General features: G+C 70.3%; 17 protein-coding genes. 6 read left to right on the plus strand and 11 right to left on the minus strand.

Annotated elements, in window-relative coordinates; translation table 11 throughout:
- Positions 1-56 precede the first annotated feature (56 nt).
- Complete coding sequence (locus AB0L21_RS13000) at positions 57-323, plus strand: WhiB family transcriptional regulator (RefSeq protein WP_365709680.1); 267 nt, start codon at positions 57-59, stop codon at positions 321-323.
- 123 nt (positions 324-446) lie between these two features.
- On the opposite strand, the gene AB0L21_RS13005 is transcribed toward AB0L21_RS13000, so the two are convergent.
- The 3 genes from AB0L21_RS13005 to AB0L21_RS13015 all read right to left on the minus strand — a co-directional run bounded on the left by AB0L21_RS13005 (position 447) and on the right by AB0L21_RS13015 (position 3,770).
- On the minus strand, positions 447-1,043 hold the full coding sequence (locus AB0L21_RS13005; protein ID WP_365709709.1) for a YceI family protein: 597 nt from the start codon (positions 1,041-1,043) through the stop codon (positions 447-449).
- Between the two features lie 165 nt (positions 1,044-1,208).
- On the minus strand, positions 1,209-1,955 hold the full coding sequence (locus AB0L21_RS13010) for an SDR family oxidoreductase (RefSeq protein WP_365709682.1): 747 nt from the start codon (positions 1,953-1,955) through the stop codon (positions 1,209-1,211).
- A 114-nt stretch (positions 1,956-2,069) separates the two neighbouring features.
- The gene (locus tag AB0L21_RS13015) at positions 2,070-3,770 is read right to left on the minus strand and encodes an FAD-binding protein (protein ID WP_365709711.1); all 1,701 of its coding nucleotides are present in this window, start codon (positions 3,768-3,770) and stop codon (positions 2,070-2,072) included.
- A 233-nt stretch (positions 3,771-4,003) separates the two neighbouring features.
- Here AB0L21_RS13015 and fdxA point away from each other — a divergent pair, with 233 nt between their 5' ends.
- On the plus strand, positions 4,004-4,390 hold the full coding sequence (gene fdxA / locus AB0L21_RS13020; RefSeq protein ID WP_365709684.1) for a ferredoxin: 387 nt from the start codon (positions 4,004-4,006) through the stop codon (positions 4,388-4,390).
- An 88-nt stretch (positions 4,391-4,478) separates the two neighbouring features.
- Here the strand turns inward: fdxA and AB0L21_RS13025 are convergent, their stop codons facing one another.
- Both AB0L21_RS13025 and AB0L21_RS13030 read right to left on the minus strand, forming a co-directional pair.
- Positions 4,479-4,976, minus strand: a complete 498-nt coding sequence (locus tag AB0L21_RS13025) for an Ohr family peroxiredoxin (protein ID WP_365783898.1) — start codon at positions 4,974-4,976, stop codon at positions 4,479-4,481.
- Positions 4,977-5,236: 260 nt separating this feature from the next.
- The gene (locus AB0L21_RS13030; RefSeq protein ID WP_365783901.1) at positions 5,237-6,133 is read right to left on the minus strand and encodes an RNA polymerase sigma-70 factor; all 897 of its coding nucleotides are present in this window, start codon (positions 6,131-6,133) and stop codon (positions 5,237-5,239) included.
- Positions 6,134-6,391: 258 nt separating this feature from the next.
- Between AB0L21_RS13030 and AB0L21_RS13035 the strand changes: the two genes are divergently transcribed.
- Positions 6,392-7,024 carry a DUF5134 domain-containing protein gene (locus AB0L21_RS13035; RefSeq protein WP_365709690.1) on the plus strand — a complete coding sequence of 211 codons (633 nt, stop codon included), beginning with the start codon at positions 6,392-6,394 and terminating at the stop codon, positions 7,022-7,024.
- A gap of 7 nt (positions 7,025-7,031) precedes the next feature.
- Here AB0L21_RS13035 and AB0L21_RS13040 read toward each other — a convergent pair whose 3' ends face one another.
- From AB0L21_RS13040 to AB0L21_RS13060, 5 genes are all read right to left on the minus strand, one after another.
- A complete protein-coding gene (locus AB0L21_RS13040) occupies positions 7,032-8,423 on the minus strand; it encodes an aldehyde dehydrogenase family protein (RefSeq protein WP_365783903.1) in 1,392 nt (463 codons plus the stop codon).
- The gene (locus AB0L21_RS13045; RefSeq protein WP_365783906.1) at positions 8,423-9,523 is read right to left on the minus strand and encodes a phenazine antibiotic biosynthesis protein; all 1,101 of its coding nucleotides are present in this window, start codon (positions 9,521-9,523) and stop codon (positions 8,423-8,425) included. The genes AB0L21_RS13040 and AB0L21_RS13045 overlap by 1 nt, the downstream gene beginning before the upstream one ends.
- Positions 9,524-9,599: 76 nt before the next feature.
- Complete coding sequence (locus AB0L21_RS13050; RefSeq protein ID WP_365709697.1) at positions 9,600-10,343, minus strand: PIG-L deacetylase family protein; 744 nt, start codon at positions 10,341-10,343, stop codon at positions 9,600-9,602.
- Positions 10,344-10,444: 101 nt separating this feature from the next.
- Entirely contained in the window at positions 10,445-11,683 is a 1,239-nt protein-coding gene (locus AB0L21_RS13055) for an FAD-dependent oxidoreductase (protein WP_365709699.1), read from the minus strand.
- A 169-nt stretch (positions 11,684-11,852) separates the two neighbouring features.
- Positions 11,853-12,617, minus strand: coding sequence for a class I SAM-dependent methyltransferase (locus tag AB0L21_RS13060; RefSeq protein ID WP_365709701.1), 765 nt, complete (start codon positions 12,615-12,617; stop codon positions 11,853-11,855).
- Between the two features lie 393 nt (positions 12,618-13,010).
- Here AB0L21_RS13060 and AB0L21_RS13065 point away from each other — a divergent pair, with 393 nt between their 5' ends.
- From AB0L21_RS13065 to AB0L21_RS13075, 3 genes are all read left to right on the plus strand, one after another.
- Positions 13,011-14,630: a ubiquinol-cytochrome c reductase cytochrome b subunit gene (locus AB0L21_RS13065; protein WP_365783908.1), complete on the plus strand. Its 1,620-nt coding sequence runs from the start codon at positions 13,011-13,013 to the stop codon at positions 14,628-14,630.
- A 312-nt stretch (positions 14,631-14,942) separates the two neighbouring features.
- Positions 14,943-15,785 (plus strand): alpha/beta hydrolase, encoded by an 843-nt coding sequence (locus AB0L21_RS13070; RefSeq protein WP_365783910.1) that lies wholly within the window; start codon positions 14,943-14,945, stop codon positions 15,783-15,785.
- 155 nt (positions 15,786-15,940) lie between these two features.
- The gene (locus AB0L21_RS13075; protein WP_365709707.1) at positions 15,941-16,459 is read left to right on the plus strand and encodes a GNAT family N-acetyltransferase; all 519 of its coding nucleotides are present in this window, start codon (positions 15,941-15,943) and stop codon (positions 16,457-16,459) included.
- 122 nt (positions 16,460-16,581) lie between these two features.
- Here the strand turns inward: AB0L21_RS13075 and AB0L21_RS13080 are convergent, their stop codons facing one another.
- Entirely contained in the window at positions 16,582-17,787 is a 1,206-nt protein-coding gene (locus tag AB0L21_RS13080; protein WP_365783912.1) for a 2-oxo acid dehydrogenase subunit E2, read from the minus strand.
- Between the last annotated feature and the right edge of the window lie 85 nt (positions 17,788-17,872).

Consider the following 17,872-nt stretch of genomic DNA (forward strand, 5'->3'; position numbering starts at 1 on the left):
CCTGATGACGAGCCGCCCCCCGAGACCGTATCCGTCCCTCACCCAGGAGGCGTTCCATGGACTGGCGCGAACGGGCGCTTTGCCGAGGCGAGGACCCCGACCTCTTCTTCCCGATAGGCAACATCAACAGTGGCCCCGTGGCGATACAGACGGATGAGGCGAAGGCCGTCTGCCGTCGCTGCCCCGTGAGGGAGCAGTGTCTGGCGTGGGCCGTCGACGCGGATCCGGTGGAGGGTATCTGGGGCGGTACGACGGAAGGGGAGCGCCGCGCCATGCGCCGGCGCACGGCACGTACGCCGGGGGCGACGGAAACCGCCGCGTGAGCGCAGGCCGAGGGACAGACCCGACTGTGGCCGCGGTAGAAGGAGCTGAGGCGCACACACGGGCAGGCGAAGGGTGGGGGGTGGTTCCCGAACGGGTGCCACCCCGCCCAGACCGGCTTCCGGTCAGGCCGCCGTCTCCCGGTCGAGCCGTATCGCGGAGACGTCCAGTGTCAGGGTCACCTTGTCGCTGACGAGGACTCCCCCCGTAGCCAACGGTGTGTTCCAGGCCAGCCCCCAGTCCGAACGCCGCAGCGTGGCCGTGCCCTCGAAGCCGGCCCGGTGCTGCCCGTAGGCGTCCTCGCCGGCTCCGCCGAAGACGACGTCGATGTCCAGGGGCAGCTCGATGTCCTTGATGCGCAGACCGCCTGTGAGACGGAACTCGTCGTCGCCGAGCGGGACGATACCGGTGGAACGGAAAGCCATCAGGGGAAACGTCGCGGAGTCGAAGAAGTCGGGCCCCCCGAGGTGGGCATCGCGCTCCGGGATGCCCGTGTCCAGACTGTCGGTCTGGACACTCACGTACGCCTCGGAACGCGACGGGTCCGAGCCGTCGAGTTTGAGGAGGCCCTCGAAACGGTCGAATCTCCCGCGCACGTTGGAGATCATGGCGTGCCGGACGGAGAAGCCGATCGAACTGTGGACCGGGTCGATGGTATAGGTACCGGTCACCCCCAGGTACGAACTCGAGCTGGGAGGAACGGCCTGATCGCGTCGCATCAGCATGGTGGGTGGCTTTCTCTGCGGTGTTGTCCGTCGGTTGCAAGGTGTGTCGGCGTCCCGGCCGTCGCCGCGCCGGACAGGAAGAAGGGGCCTGCCGTGCCGCGGTGCGGACGACAGGCCCCCTCGCGGGTGGCGGGCCCTGCCCCAGGGCCCGCCACCCGCGGCTCACCGCTGCTGCGCGAGCCAGTCGGCGAAACGGGTGTCCGCGATGTGCGCGTCCGGACCGGGGAGCAGGGTGGTCTCCTGCAGCTCCGCACCGAAGTAAGGAGCGTGCGCGTCGGTCACGACCGTGCGCGGGTCGTTCTTGGCGGCCAGGCCCTTCCGGATCAGCTCGTCCAGCTGGAACACCTCGGGGCCGGCGACCTCCACCACCCCGTTGACCGGAGTACCGACGGCGGTGCGGCCGACGGCGGCGGCCACGTCGTCGGAGTAGACGGGCCGGATCTTGATCGGGGCCAGGCGGACCGTGTCGCCGTCGGTCGCCGAGTCGGCGATGCCCTTCATGAACTCGAAGAACTGCGTGGCGTGCACGATGGAGTACGGAATACCCGAGTCCTTGATCAGCGCCTCCTGCGCCTGCTTGGCACGGAAGTAGCCGCTTTCCTGGAGCCGTTCCGTACCGACCACGGAGAGGGCCACGTGGTGGGTCACCCCGGCGTCCGCCTCCGCCTTGAGAAGGTTGGTGGTCGAGGTACGGAAGAACTCCATGACGGCGTCGTCCGCGAAGGACGGCGAGTTGGAGACGTCCACCACGACCGAGGCACCGTCGAGGACCTCGGCCAGGCCCTCACCCGTGAGCGTGTTGACGCCGGTGTTGGGGGCCGCCGGTACGGCCTCGTGACCGTGCTCCTCGAGCTTGGCGACCAGCTTCGAGCCGATCAGTCCGGTACCGCCGATCACTACGACCTTCATAGTGGAATCCTTTCAGTGATGTGTGACGTCGGTCTTCATCAGAAAAGACCGGCTGCGCACGATTTCTGTGACAAGACGAAGAACGGGAAGCAGGGATGCGGGGATGACGGACAGCTATTCGACGAGCTTTCCGTCGGTGGAGACGTCCTCCATGAGGGATGCGATCTCGCCGGGAATGGGCGGAATGCTCTCACGGGTGATTCCGGTCGTCGGGGACCAGACGAGATTGACGCGGAAGGCGGGATCCATGTCAGGGAAGTCGCTGCGATTGTGACAACCGCGGGTCTCCCGGCGTTCCAGCGCCGCTTCGAGCGTGGCGCGGGCCGCCAGGGCGGCCGACTTGAGGTCGAAGGCGTGGGCGAGGTCCTGGAAGCCGGCGATGTCGGGGTGGACCCCGATGTTCTCCATGCGCTTCTCGATCGTGTCCAGCTCCGCCAGGCCCGTGCGCAGACCCTCTTCGTCACGGACGACGCCGGCGTGCTCGGTCATGGTGTTGCGGATGGCACGCTGGAGGGCGCGGACGTTCTCAGGTCCGTCGGCGGCGAGGAGTTCGTCGACTTCGGCGCGGGCCTGGGCCACCGCGGCCGCGGAGCGGGGCTGCGCGGTGAGTGACTCCGAGTAGGCGGCTGCGGCCTGGCCGGTGATGCGGCCGTAGACGAGCAGTTCTATGAGACTGTTGCCGCCGAGACGGTTGGCGCCGTGGAGGCCGCTGGAGGCCTCGCCGATGGCGTACAGGCCGCCGACGTCGGTGCTGTGATCCTCCGGGCGGACCCACACGCCGCCCATCGAGTAGTGCGCTGTGGGGGCGACCTCGATGGGTTCGCGGGTGATGTCGAGCATCTGCAGATCGAGGAGCGTCTGGTAGACCCTGGGCAGCCGGTTCATGATCGTCTGGCGGGGGAGGTGGGAGACGTCGAGCCAGACCCCGCCGTTGGGGGTGCCGCGGCCTTCCTTGATCTCGGTGTAGGAGGCGAGGGCCACCCGGTCACGGGTGGACAGTTCCATCCGCTGCGGGTCGTAGCGGCTCATGTACCGCTCGCCGAGGGCGTTGCGCAGAATGCCGCCCTCACCGCGGGCCGCCTCACTGACGAGGGTGCCGGCGGCGTTCTCCGGTTCGATGATGCCGGAGGGGTGGAACTGGACCAGTTCGGGGTCGCGCAGGCGGGCCCCGGCCTCGACCGCCAGGCGGAAGGAGTCGCCGGTGTTCTCGTCCCGTCGCGAGGAGGTGCGCCGCCAGATGCGGGTGTGCCCGCCGGCCGCGAGGATGACGGCGTCCGCGTGGATGAGGTAACGGGTGCCGTTGTTGAGGTCGAAGCCGTAGGCCCCGAAGACGGCACCGTCGTGGACCAGGAGACGGGTGATGTAGACGGTGTCGAGCATGGCTATGTCCAGCTGGCTCGCGCGCCGGATCAGCGTGCGCTGGATCTCCAGGCCGGTGTAGTCGCCGGCGAAGGCGGTGCGGCGGTACTTGTGCGCGCCGAAGAAGCGCTGCGAGATGCGGCCGTCCCCTTCGCGGGCGAAGGCCATGCCGTAGCGCTCCAGGTCGTCGATGCCCAGCGCCGCGCCCTGGGTGACGATCTCCGCAGTGCGGGGGTCGCCGAGCAGGTAACTTTCCTTGAGGGTGTCCGCGGCATGCTGCTGCCAGCTGTCCTCGGGGTCCATCGTGGCCAGGGCCGCGTTGATCCCGCCGGCGGCCAGGGAGGTGTGGGTGTCCTCCTTGGGGCGTTTGCCGACGGCGACGACATCGACGCCGGCCTCGGCCAGCTCGATCGCCGCCCGCAGGCCGGCTCCGCCGGTACCGATCACGAGGACCATGGTCGACAGTCGTTGTTCGGTGATGGCCACGATTGCTCCCGTCGCTGTGGGTGTCACTGACTACGACCAGGCCAGGCGGAGCTTTGTGACACGGGCGCCTCCGGCTCCGGGACGAGTGACACCGGGGAGAGCGCGCGTGTCACAGCGAGACGGTGCCCCCGGTCGTATCGATGAGTCCGACGGCCGCCCGAGCCGGCCCTGTGGCGTGTTCGACGGCGAGGAGGAGGAGAGGGATGACGTACGTCATCGCGCAGCCCTGCGTCGACATCAAGGACCGGGCGTGTGTCACGGAATGCCCCGTGGACTGCATCTACGAGGGTTCACGCACGCTCTACATCAACCCCGCGGAGTGCGTCGACTGCCACGCCTGTGAACCCGTCTGCCCCGTGGAGGCCATCTTCTACGAGGACGACCTGCCACGGCACTGGGCGCACTACCGGTCCGTCAACGCGGAGTTCTTCGTAGCCGCGACCCCTATGCAGGATCATCGCGGCGGCGCGGACGGAGACCACCCGCTGGTCGCGGCCCTGCCCCGGCAGGGCCTGCACAAGAAGGAGATCTCCGTCTTCGCCGTCCGCAAGGAGGAAGCCGCCGACGCGGACCTGTGGTTCCCGTCCTGACCCAGGGCCTCTCGTCGAAAGACCCTGGTGTGCCGGCGGCGAGCGGCCGCCGCCCGGGGCGACGGCCGACGCATGCCGGACGTGCCGGTCAGGAGGCGAGCGTGATGGTGGTCGGCGTACCCCTCCAGGCCATGCGCGCGTAGGGACACAGCGCGTCGGCCTTCCCCATCAGATCCGTTGCCGTCTCGCGAGCGACACCGGGCCACTGCACCACCAGATCGACGCGCAGCAGATAGCCACCGTCCTCCGGATCCCGTCCGAAGGCGACGGTCGCCACGACCGAGATGGCCGCGGGGTCGAGCCCCTCCTGCCGTGCCAGGAGGCTCAGCGCGCCGTGGAAGCACGCCCCGAAGCCGGCCGCGAAGAGCTGCTCGGGGTTGGTGCCCCGGCCGTCGCCGCCCAGCTCGGCGGGCATGCGCAGGTCGAGGTCCAGGGCGCCGTCGGACGAGCGTGCCCGGCCGGAGGCCCGCCCGTGCGCGGCCACGCCCCCGTGGACGGTCACGGTGGTCGTGTAGATGGGCGAGAACTCGTTCCCGCCGTAGTCCTTCTCGGTCGACAGGCTGGGCGGCTGGATACGCTCGGTCACGGCATGACTCCGATGTGGTCGTGGTACGGCGTTCCGGCGGACGTCCGGGAGCGCGTACTCAGGGGCCCGGAGGCACGGAAGGCGGTGACGTGCGGGTGCGCCGGGCAGGCCGGGGCACCCGCTCTCGCGGGCGACACCGCACCGCACACACCACACGTCACGTCGTCCGTCCTGGGGTCGGGGCGTCCGGGGTCCGGACCACTGGTTGACCGACAAGTAACCGTTCCTGTGACGCCTGCCCGCAGACGGCTGTCGGCGGGTCAGTCGCGCAGGGAGGCCACGTAGGGCCCCAGCTTGGCCGGGTTCATCACCCACATGAGCCGGTCGATGCCCTCCGTCGAGATGTCGACGGACAGCAGGGCGACAGCCTCGCCACCGGACGAGACCAGCACGGCCGGCAGGCCGTTCGCCTCGACCCACCGGATGTCCGCCTGCGGCCAGAAGCGCGGGGCGAACGCCACGAGGTACCGCGAGACATGGGGTCGTCCGATCACCGGGATCTTGGACGCGCCGCGGATCCCGCCACCGTCCGAGTAGCTGACGACGTCGGCGGTGAGCACGTCCTCCAGTACCGACAGATCGCCCGTCCGCGCCGCGGAGAGGAACACCTCCAGCAGCCGCCGATGGGCCGCCGGCGTGACGCGCTCCCTGCGCTCGGCGGCCAGGTGCCTGCGTGCCCTGCTCACCAGCTGACGGGCGTTGGCCTCGCTCGTCTCCAGGATCTCGGAGACCCGCCCGTAGGGGTAGTCGAACGCCTCCCGCAGCACGTAGGCGGTGCGCTCCACGGGATTCAGCTTCTCCAGGAGCAGCAGAACCGCCATCTCCAGGGCCTCGGCCCGCTCCGCGCCCAGCTGCGGATCCTCCGTGGTGTCGACGGGCTCGGGAAGCCAGGGGCCGACATAGGACTCCCGGCGCACCCGTGCGGACTGGGCTAGATTGATCGCCAGCCGGGTGGCCACCGTGGTGAGGAAGGCGGCCGGTTCGAGGACCTTCGTACGGTCCGTGTTCTGCCACCGCAGCCAGGTTTCCTGCACGACGTCTTCGGCCTCCGCCGTACTGCCCAGGACGCGGTAGGCGATGCCGAAGAGTCGCGGGCGCGCCGAAAGGAAGTCCTTCGTCGCTTGATCGAGGGTGTCGGGGTGGGCGCCAGCGTGCATGGATCTTCCCTTCTGGCTTCGTGCGCACCATGTTACAAGCGGCTGTGGAGGGTCGCGTCGGGGGCATTGACACGACCGTCCCGGGCGCCGTCCGGCGTGCACACCGTGGCACTGGGTGAGTACAAGGCATCACATGCAGGGCCCGACACTGGTCCGCGACCTGCCCGCTTCCGGTGGCGAGCGAGCACTGTCACATAACAACTGCACGCCCGGTCAAGACGGTGAAAGGTCATGGACCAGGAAAGGTGCACGCGTCCCATGGACACTCCCTCCGACGTCGTGCGCTTCATGCTGACGGTGCTGTTCGCCTTCGCGGCCGTGCACGCACTGTGGCACGGTGTCCGGTCGCCGGGGGCGGGACGCCGTGACCGGGTGGACCACCTCCTGCACGCCGCCATGTCCGTGGCCATGGCGGCCATGCCCTGGAGTCTCGGCCGATCGCTGTCCGGCCGGGCCACGACGGTTCTCTTCACGCTCGCCGCACTGTGGTTCCCGCTGACCGCCCTCCGCGGCCACACGGCGAACAGAGTGAGGAAGATCGCCGGCCGGCTGCCGTCCGCGGCCGGCATGGCCGCGATGGCCTGGATGCTGCGCACACACCACGGCCGGGCGGTACCGTCCCACGAGATCCTGGCCGGAGGCGTCCCGGCCGCGCACGACACCGCGGCTCACGGCCATGCCACCGGCGCACCAGGGCAGGCTGCCTGGGTCACCGGGTTGCTGACGGTGTATCTCCTGGCCTGCACCGTGTGGTCGTTGACCCGCCCCATGCCCTCGCTTCGGTCCGCCCCGGACGCCGCGCACCGCGCCGCCGCGACGGACCCGTACGGTCACGTCCGCGACGGGGCGATGGCGCTGGGGACGGCCCTGATGCTGCTCATGCCCCACTGACCGTCTGTCAGGGGGTGCCGACCAGGGCCTTGCTGCGCATCAGGAAGTCCGACAGATAACTGTCGTGGGGCACGCCGGGAGCCATCCAGTAGGTCGGGTGGTCACCGACGTACACATTGGCGATGGTGGGTTCGGCCAGCAGAGTGTCGAGCAACGCGTCGTCACGGGTGAGCGCCGAGAGCACGAGTGTGTCCCGCAGCGGAGCGATTCCGTCCGCGCGGTTCCAGGGCGCCACCCATACGCAGGGGAAGGAGAGTTCGGTCCGCAGCTGCGCGGCGCTGCAGCCGGCGACCTGGTGGACGGCGGGACGCAGGACGGCGCTTCCGTCACCGAGGTCGCCGACGATGCCCTCACCACCGAGCCAGGCACGGGTTCCCGCCGCCACCGACCGCAGGTGGGAGTCGAGGGCCCTTGCCCGGTCCAGCGGACACACCGGGAGTACTGCCCGCACGTCCTGCGGCGGCAGAACGGGCAGCCGGGACAGACGGGCCGCGACGGCCTCGGCGAGCGGCGCGGGGTCACCCTCGACGAAGACGGCGGTGGCGTTGACGCACGCGGTGCCCCCCTCGTCGGCGACGGAGCCGGCGATCGTGTCGAGGTGCTCCCGCCAGTCGGTGTCCGCGGTGATGAGGATCTTGGTCCTGCCCGGCCCCTGGGGCAGCACGCGCGGATCGTGGGCGTACCGGGCGACCACCTCGTCGCCGCCGTACACGACCGCGCGGTCGGCCCCGCGGATCAGCGCGTCGGCGGTCCGGTGGTCCGTGGGCAGCAACACCAGCTGGTCCTGCCGGACACCTGCCCGGTGCAGCGCTCCGACCAGCCGGTGCGGGGTGAAAGGTTCCCGTCGCGACGGACGCACGGCGACGCGGTAGCCCAGGGCCAGTGCCTCGAGCCACGGCCGGTGGACACCGGGATGGTTGCCGGAGGCGTTGACGGCGAACACGTGTCCCCGGCGGGCCCAGACGGCGTGGCCGGCCGCCAGGGACGGGTCGCGGCGGTCGGACACCGCCCCGCGTGGTCTTCCCTGTTCGGCGGAGGAACGGGCCCGGCTGACGTATCGGGCCGTGCCCCGTGTGGCGGCGCGCACCACCGTCAGAGGAGTACCGGAGGTACGGCTGACGAGGTGTTCGTACTCGCGTACGTCCAGTCCGCCGACGGTGCCGGTGGCGAACTCCTCACCGGCCGCCTCCAGCAGTGCGTCGAGGCCGGCCGCCGGCACCGCCTCGGCCTTGCGCAGCGTGGCCAGCGCCCGGCCGACGAACACCGGCGGCACCAGGCTCAGCCGTGCCACCTCGGTACCGGACACATCCGTCACCGCGCTCGGCACCCGCGTCCGGTACGGACCGCGGGGACCCAGCGCGTCCAGGTACACCGGCCCGCTGACCACGGTGTCCGTCATCAGTACACGCCCTCGATCACGGCCTCGCCCTTCACGGTGGGCACCGGCGCGACGTCCGCGACGGCGTCACCCGCCAGGCCGTCGGCCGGCCGCATGCGCACGGCCGTGTCCCGCTCCGCGTTGTTGGGGATGAGCATGGACTTGCTGACGTGGCTGACGATCACCTGCCCCCGTTCACCGACATCGACCGCATCCCCGGTGTCGGGGTCCACGACCGACAGGAACACGTACGGCGACACAGGGTCGAACACACAGGGCTCCGAAGCCCTGAGACCTGTCCGTTCGAGCAGCGCGGTGAGCATCATGGTGTTGCCGTACATGCCGATGAGGGGTACGTCGGGAAACACCTCCGTGCCCAGCAGGTGGCGGGTGTCGGGGTCCATGTGCGTGCCACCCCAGATGATCGCCTGGGCGGAGCCGTTGATCCGCTCCAGAAGGTCGTCCTCGCGGGCGAAGCGCTCCAGCAGCGGGGTGGTGGCGGCGAGCACCCCGATGTCCTGGGTCAGCAGGATCCGCCGGCACTGCTCGACGAGATGGTCGGTGTAGGACTCGACCTCGTCGCTCCGGCCGGCGGCGACCAGCTTCTTCACCCAGCGGGGGTCCATGTCGATGCTCAGTCCCGGGCCGCCGAGGGACCGTGCGGCCCGCTGCAGCACGTCACCCACCAGATGAGGACCCGTCGGCGCCACCGTCAGCCAGTGGGCTCCGACGGGCACGCCGTGGTCCCGGAGGCGCTTGTCGACCTGCTCCGTGCTGTGCCGCATCCAGTCGTCGAGCTGGACGACTCGCTTGGGCGCACCGGTCGTTCCGCCGCTGTCGAAGACGTTGAGCAGCCGGGCGTCGTTTCCGTAGCCCCGGGGGATCAGGTCGGCCACCGGGACGTCCCGCAGTTCGTCGGTCATGTCGGGGAAGAGCATCAGGTCGTCCACGCCCTCGACGTCCACCCGCGGGTCGAAGGCGAGCCGATCGGCCCGGTCGAGCCAGTAGCGGGAGCCTGTCGCCGGGTCGAAGTGCCAGCGCATGGCCGCTCGGACGAACTCGTCCGGGTCGACGTCGTCGGACGGTCCGGCGTCCAGAACGGTGGGGGACTCGTACGTCATGGATGGTCCTTCCTCGGCGCGGTCTCGTGCGTGTGAGCGAGGTTCCGCGGGGCGTGTGAGATCTGGGCGCGTTCGGTCACCGGCTGAACAGCTCGAAGGCGACGGCGCGTCGGCCGTCGAACCGCGAGCCGTGGGCGCTGGTGCTGTCGGCCAGGAAGCGGCGCGCATACGTCTCGGGGTCCTCCTCGGTCAATGCCTCGATGTAGGTGCGGTGCCGCAGCAAGGACAGCACCCCCTGCTCGAAGCCCGGCTCGGCGGACACCGCGTGAGTCGGTGCGGGCGAGTTGGCGACGGCCACCCACCGGACGCCGTTCCAGGGTTGCAGGCCTTGTGCGGTGAGCTCCGGGAAGATCCAGCGGTTGCCCGCGTCCGCCGACGCGTCCAGCACCGCGCGCCCCACTGCCACGTGGTCCGGTGTGTTCCAGGCACCATGGGCCCAGGTGTCCCGGTGGTTCAGCGTGATCACCAGCTCGGGCCGGTGGCGGCGGACGGCCGCGGCGATAGCGCGCCGCAGGGGCACGCCGTACTCGATCACACCGTCCTGGTGGTCGAGGAATTCCACCGTGGAAACACCCACGGCCTCGGCGGCGGCACGCTGCTCCGCCTCGCGCAGCGACCGGGCGCGGTCGGGGGCCAGGCCGTCGATACCGGCCTCACCACGGGTGGCGAGAAGATAGGTGACCTGCCGGCCGTCGGCCACCCAGGAGGCCACGGCGGCCGAGCATCCGTACTCGAGATCGTCGGGATGGGCGACCACGGCGAGTGCCCGGCGCCAGTCGTCAGGCATCGGGCGAAGTGGCGGAGGGGGGCTGTCGGTCATGTGTCTGCTCTCGTCGATGTCGCGTGGTGGGGCGGCGGCCGGCGCGGGCCCCGAGTCGATGCGCGCGGGCACCTCGGAGCCGACCGTGTCGCCGAAGTGGTTCAGACGCGCGGAAGGAGGCTCTCCAGGGGGACGTCGGGATCGGCGAGGACGGCGTCGTCCGTCTCCACGCCGGATTCGATCAGGGAACGGACCGTGTCGATGACGTCCCACACGTTGACGCTCATTCCCGCCACGATCCGGCCCCCGGACATCCAGAAGGCGATGAACCGCCGCTCGTCCGGTGCCCCGCGGAAGACGACACGGTCGTAGCCGCCCGGCTCGGCATAACCGGTGTACTCCATCCCGAGGTCGTACTGGTCGGTGTAGAAGTACGGCAGCCGGTCGTAGACCGCGTCCTTGCCCAGCATGCTCAGCGCGGCGGTGCGCGGCTGGTGCAGCGCGTTGGCCCAGTGCTCCACGCGCAGGTGCCGGCCGAGCCGTGGGTGGTAGGCGTTGGCGACGTCGCCGGCGGCGTAGATGCCGGCCGCCGAGGTCCGCAGGTGCTCGTCCGTGACGATGCCGTTGCGCACGTCCAGGCCCGCGTCCTCGGCGAGGCGGACGTTGGGTGTGATGCCCACTCCCACCACCACGGCGTCCGCGGGCAGGTGACTGCCGTCGGCGAGCACGACCCCGTTCACGCGGCCGCCGGTTCCGGTAACGCGTTCTATCCCGGCGTGGGGACGCAGGTCGACGCCGTGGTCCCGGTGCAGGCCGGCGAAGACCTCGGCCGCCTCCCGCCCCAGGACCTTGAGCAGGGGCAGCTCGGCGTGCTCGAGCACGGTCACCTCCGCCCCGGCCGTCCGGGCCGCGGCCGCCGTCTCCAGACCGATCCAACCGCCGCCGACCACCACGATCCGCGCACCCTCGGTGAAGGCGGACCTGAGGCGCTCGCTGTCGCCCACGCGCCGCAGATACAGCACGTTGTCCAGGTCCGCCCCCGGCACCGACAGTCGGCGTGGTGAGGAACCGGTCGCCAGGAGCAGCTTGGTGTAGGGCACGCGACGACCGTCGTCCAGCGTCACCTCCTTGGCCTGCCCGTCGACCGACGTCACGCTCGTGCCCAGAAGCAGATCGACCCCGTGTTCCCGGTACCAGCCCTCGGGGTGCACGTGGATCGACTCGCGGTCCTCCTTGCCCAGCAGATAGCCCTTGGACAGCGGCGGTCGAATGTACGGCCGCTCCCGCTCGTCCCCGATGAGGAGGAGCGGGCCGTCGTGACCGTGCGCACGCAGCTCTTCCGCGGCCTTGCCGGCGGCCAGGCCGCCTCCGACGATCACGAAGGTGTTACCAGGCGACATGATGACTTCCGTCTCAGGTTGTGCGGCGCACACAGCGCGTCGTGTGGTGCGGTCATTCATGAGACCGGGCGACGACACGGGTTGTGACACCGCCGCGTCAGCGTGCCGCGGCGGCCGCCGTCGGCGGTCCCGGCCGTCCTCGCGCGCACCGGATGGGTGATCCGTCGTCTCACCAGGGAGAGCGGAGCGTCACCGCCAGGACGGCCGGATCATCGTGTCCCGGCAGCGGGACGAATCCGTGCTGTTCCAGGTCGTCGATCACCTGGGCGCGCGAGGCGGGCCACATCCAGAACGTCTCGGTGTGCTCCCGGAGCACACCTTCCGTACTGCGGACCCAGTAGTCGGCGCGTGTGTGGATGCGGTTCCCGGCGGTCGACATCGCCATGCGTCCGCCGTACGTGTGCTCGCCGACCCGCTGTTCGGGCAGGACGCGCAGGATGGCCCGGGCCGGAAGCTGGGCAGGCGGGAGCTGCAAGAACAGCGAACCGCCGGGGACGAGGGCCTCAGCGATGGCATGCCAGAGCGCGTGCCGCGCGCTCGGCGAGAGGCACGCGACCGTGTTGTGGCATACGGCCACGTCCGCCACCGCGTACAGAGCCGCCTCGTCCAGGGCGTGCGGATGTACTGTCACCCGCGCCCTCTCCCGTGCGGGCAGGGCGGCGAGGCGGGTCATCAGAGACGTGCGCATGGCCCGCGCGGGCTCGACCGCATACACGTCGGCTCGGGACTCGGCCAGGCTCATCAGCGTGACCCGGCCGGTACCGGCACCGATGTCCAGGACGCCGACACGGGCCTTCGCGACTTCGCGACTGTAGAGGTCACGGACCCGTCTCTCGTCCGCTTCGGCCTGGAGGATGTCGTAGAACTCCGCGGTGACGGCGTAGGAATCCGTTTGCGGCCGGAAGGTCGGTGCTCTCGCTATGACAGGGTGCATATCCAGCAAGACAGCACCGGGGCAGTGGCTGTGACAGCGATGGCGGCGGGCGGGGTGCCGGCCCGTGCGGGCTCGGCCACGGACATCGAGGAGCGCGGCGGCACCCGGCTCCTCGTGTCACATCCGGGCTCTCTCACCGGTCATGACTGGGACAGCAGTTCACGAACCATGCCCGAACAGCACAGCCATGGACGAGTCGGCTCCGAGGCGCCGCGTGTGGGTTCCCCGGTCCGTGTACGGGCCGGGGAACCCACACGGCACGGACAGCCACGGCCGCACGGCGACGGGGAGCACGCGCGCCACGCCAATGCCGCGGACCCACGGCAGTGCCCGGGACGGCGGCGCCATCAGACGCAGCGAGCTTCGGGTGATGCAGAAATGAATGGTGAAGAGATGGGCAACGAAAGCCGGCCGGCCGAGCCGGGGCAGGAGCGCACGGGGGAGAGGCTCGCCCAGTGGGCGGAGGGCCGGCTCGGCTACCGCCGTCCGGCCCACTCCGCCCGGCGCCTGGTCTTCCCCGACCACTGGTCGTTCATGCTCGGCGAGATCGCACTCTACAGTTTCGTCATCCTGCTGCTCACCGGCGCCTACCTGAGCTTCTACTTCCACCCCTCCTCCGGCCCCGTGGTCTACCAGGGCAGCTACGCCCCCCTGCGGGGCCGGCTGGTGTCGGAGGCGTTCGACTCGACCCTGCACATATCCTTCGACGTCCGCGGCGGTCTCCTGGTCCGACAGGCCCACCACTGGGCGGCGCTGGTCTTCGTCGCCGCCGTGTTCGTGCACATGCTGCGAGTCTTCTTCACCGGCGCGTTCCGCAAGCCACGCGAGCTGAACTGGGTATTCGGATTCCTGCTGCTCATCCTGGCCATGTTCGGGGGCCTGACGGGCTACGACCTGCCCGACGACCTGCTGTCCGGAACCGGCCTGCAGGTCGTGAACGGCACGGTCCTCTCGATCCCGGTCGTCGGGACGTACGTGTCGTTCTTCCTCTTCGGCGGCGAGTTCCCCGGCGAGGATCTGATCGCCCGTTTCAACACCCTCCACGTCCTGGTCATCCCCGGACTGATGGTCGCCCTGCTCGTCGGCCACCTGGCCTTGGCCGTACGCCAACGGCACGCTCAGTACCCCGGGCCCGGCCGCACCCACACCAACGTCGTCGGCATCCCGTTCCGGGTGTACGCCGTCAAGGCCGGCGGCTACTTCTTCCTCGTGTCCGGCGTGATCTTCTTCATGGCCGCCGTCGCGCAGATCAATCCGGTGTGGAACTACGGGCCCTTCCGCCCCGACCAGGTCTCCGCCGGTTCCCAGCCCGACTGGTACATGGGCGTCGCCGACGGCTTCCTGCGCGTCATGCCCGGCTGGGAGATCTCGTTCTGGGGCCACACCCTGGCCCTGGACAACCTCCTGCCCCTGCTGATCGGCGTGCTGCTCTTCCTCGCCATGGGCGCCTATCCCTTCATCGAGTCCTGGGTCACGGACGACGACCGCGAACAGCACCTGCTGGACCGCCCCCGCAACCGCCCGGTGCGGACCGCTCTGGGCGTGGCCTGGCTCAGCGTCTACTCGGTGGCTCTCGTCGGTGCCGCCAACGACCTGATAGCGACTCATCTGCGTGTTTCCGTCGAATCAGTCACCTGGACCGTGCGCATCGGCCTGTTCGTCGTCCCGGTCCTGGCCTTCTTCGTCACCAAACGTGTGGCACTGGGTCTCCAACGGCAGGACCGCGACAAGGTGCTGCACGGCCGTGAGAGCGGCATCATCAAACGGCTTCCGCACGGCGAGTACGTCGAGGTGCACGAGCCGCTCACCCAGGAGCAACTGCACGTCCTGACCGCCCACACGCAGTACCGGCCCCTTGAGGTCGCACCCGTGAGGGACGCGGACGGCACCGCACCCGACCGTGCCCAGCGTCTGCGCGTCAGGCTCAGCCATGCCCTCTACGGCTCGGGTACGCAGGTTCCCAAGCCCACGGCGGCCGAGTACAGGGAGATCAGCGGCCACCGCCACTCCTGATCGCCGACCCACACTCCAGGCCCTGTCGTCACGACGTGTCACACATCCGCCGTGTTTCCGGTCATATGAGTGAAAGGCGGCGCAAGGAAGTGCCGGGCCAATCGGCCCGCCGCACAGGGCTGTTCGCCGCGGCGCCTCCGCCTCGCCGGCCCGACCGCCGACCTCCGAGCGGAAGCCTCGGAGCTGTCCTCGCAGCCACAGCGGATCCACACCCGCACTGCGGCAGCGGGCCGCGCAGGGGCATCGACCTCAGCACCAGCCCGCTCCTCCTCCGCAAGCCGCTGCCCCCAACCTGTCCGAAAGGCATCCGACATGACCCGTACCTCCCGCACACGCCGGGCCCGTACCTCGCTCACCGTTCTGGCCGGCGCCACCATCGCCGCGGGCCTGCTCGCCACCACGATCGCTCCGGCCTCCGCCGACAAGGGCGCCCCCTCGCGGAAGCCCAAGCCCACCGTCGTCCTGGTCCACGGCGCCTTCGCCGACTCCACGAGCTGGAACGGCGTCGTCAAGAGACTGCGGCACGACGGTTATCCCGTGGTCGCGGTCGCCAACCCGCTGCGTTCCCTGAGCGGGGACTCCGCCTACCTCAAGGACGTCCTGGCCGGCATCGACGGTCCCATCGTCCTGGCCGGTCACTCCTACGGCGGCTCGGTCATCAGCAATGCCGCCACCGGCAACAAGAACGTCAAGGCGCTGGTCTACCTCGCCGCCTTCCTCCCGGAGAAGGGCGAGAGCGCGGTCGACCTGTCGGGGAAGTTCCCCGGCAGCACCCTCGGCGACACGCTGCGCCCGGTGCCGTTCACGAACGTCGACGGTTCTCAAGGCACCGACCTCTACATTCAGAACGACAAGTTCCGGCACCAGTTCGCGGCGGACGTGCCCCGTGACGAGACCGACCTGATGGCCGTCACCCAGCGACCGGTCACCAACGCCGCCCTGGCCGAGGGTGCGGCGGAGCCCGCCTGGAAGACCATCCCGTCCTGGGACCTGGTCGCCACGCAGGACCTCAACATCCCGCCGAAGGCTCAGGAGTTCATGGCCGAGCGGGCCGGTGCCCACACCACGGAGGTCCGAGCCTCCCACGCGGTGAGCGTGTCGCAGCCCGGCAAGGTCACCGACGTCATCGAGGACGCCGCGCGCTCGGCGCGCTGACCCTTCCGCGCAAGGCCCACGGGACTGACCCGGACCGTTCGGTCCACGTCGGTCCCGTGGGCGTTCCACGCTTCCACATGCGCGAACTCCGTTCCCCCGACCGCCGGTCCGCCCGTGCGCATCCCGCACCGGGCCGGCCGCGCAAGGACAAGCCCATGCCCCGCGAACCGCGGATCACTCCCATAGGCCCCGGCGACCTCGCTCCCATCGTGGCGATGCACCGTCGCTGCTCCTCGCACACCCTGTGGAGCCGCTACCACCGGGCCATGGCCGACCCTCAGACCTATCTGCCCGCTCTGCTGGCCCGCCCCGGCTCGGTCCACCTGGCCGCACGGGACACCACCGGCCGCATCGTCGCCGTGGGCCATCTGATGCCGGACCACTCGGCCGTCGAGGCCGCTCTTCTTGTCGAGGACTCCTGGCAGGGACAGGGGCTGGGTACCCGCCTGCTGCACCACCTGGGCCACCACGCGCTCAGCGGCGGTTGGGCGACGCTCTACGGCCTCGCCCTGGCCGGCGACGAACGGATGGACGCCCTCCTGTACCACGTGCCCGTCGCTGTGCACCGCAGCGAGGAGGGCGGCACCGTCACCGCTTGGGTCCAGGCACGTGACCTGGCGGCCGGTCTGCCCGGCCACCGGCGGAGTCGCTTCCACCGCGCCGGGCGCCGGTGATCACCGGCCGTCTTCCGGGTCACCCGGACCGGGTTCCGGGCTGCTGATGAAAAGGCCGATGCGGAACATCATGTTCCGCATCGGCCTTTTCATCAGCAGCTTCACAAGGGCGCCGGCACGCCTCACGTCCCGGCGTCGGGGTACAGGTCGTCCCCGAACGCCGCGGACTCCAGAATCTCCCTGACCGTGGTCAGGTAGCGCGCCGCATCCGCCCCGTCCACCAGCCTGTGGTCGTACGACAAGGACAGGTGTACCAGGTCCCGGATGCCGATGACCTCCTCGCCGGCGCTGCGCACGACCCCGGGCCTCCTGACCGTCGCGCCCACGCCCAGGATCGCGGCCTGGCGCGGCGGCACGATGACGGTGTCGAACAGGGAGCCGCGCGAACCGGTGTTGGAGATCGTGAAGGTCGCGCCCGACACGTCGTCGGGGGTGAGGTGGCCACGGCGGGCCCGGTCGGCCAGGTCGTGGACGGCCCGGGCGATCCCGGCGACGGTCAGGTCGCCGGCGGCCTTGATCACCGGGGTCATCAGCCCGTTCTCGGTGTCGACCGCGATGCCGACGTTCTCGGTGTCGAAGTAGGTGATCGTCCCCTCGCCCTCGTTGATCCTGGCGTTGACGACCGGATGCGCCTTCAACGCCTGGGCCGCGGCCTTGACGAAGAACGGCATCGGGGACAGCTTGAGGCCCTCGCGGGCGAGGAAACCGTCCTTCGCCCGGTTTCGCAGCCGCATGAGCCGCGTGACGTCGGCCTCGACCGTGCTGGTCAGTTGCGCCTGCTCCAGCAGGGCCTTTTTCAGGTTGTCCCCGATGGCTCGGCGTATGCGGGTCATCGGGACCGTCCGGCCGCGCAGCACCGACTCCTGCGCCGCCGGGGTGGCCGGCACAGCGGGCGCGGGTGACACCGGCGCGACCGGCGCCGGCACCGGCGGTGCCGCCGTGGGTTCGGATGCGGGGGCCGGCGACGGGGCGACGGGTACGGCAGGAGGCGGCGTGACCGTCGCCGGCGCAGGCGCAGGGGTGGCAGACGGCGCCGGAGCGGCTTGAGGGGCCTCGGCCGGGGGCGCGGGCGGGGCTGCCGGGACAGCGTCCGCAGAACCGATGACGGCGAGTTCGGCGCCGACCTCGGCGGTCTCGTCCTCGGCGACGGCAATGCTCAGCAGAACGCCGGCCACGGGGGAGGGGATCTCGGTGTCGACCTTGTCGGTGGAGACCTCCAGCAAGGGTTCGTCGGCCTCGACGTGTTCGCCGATCTGTTTCAGCCAGCGGGTCACGGTGCCCTCGGTGACGGACTCGCCGAGGGCCGGCAGGGTCACGGTAACCGTCATGATGTCGTTCAGCTCCTCACGGACCGGCCGGGCGCAACGGCCTTCCGGTCCTGTCGTCAATGACCTGCGTCATGGGGGTCGGTCG

It is taken from the genome of Streptomyces sp. NPDC052721 (assembly GCF_040678315.1).
GTDB lineage: Bacteria > Actinomycetota > Actinomycetes > Streptomycetales > Streptomycetaceae > Streptomyces.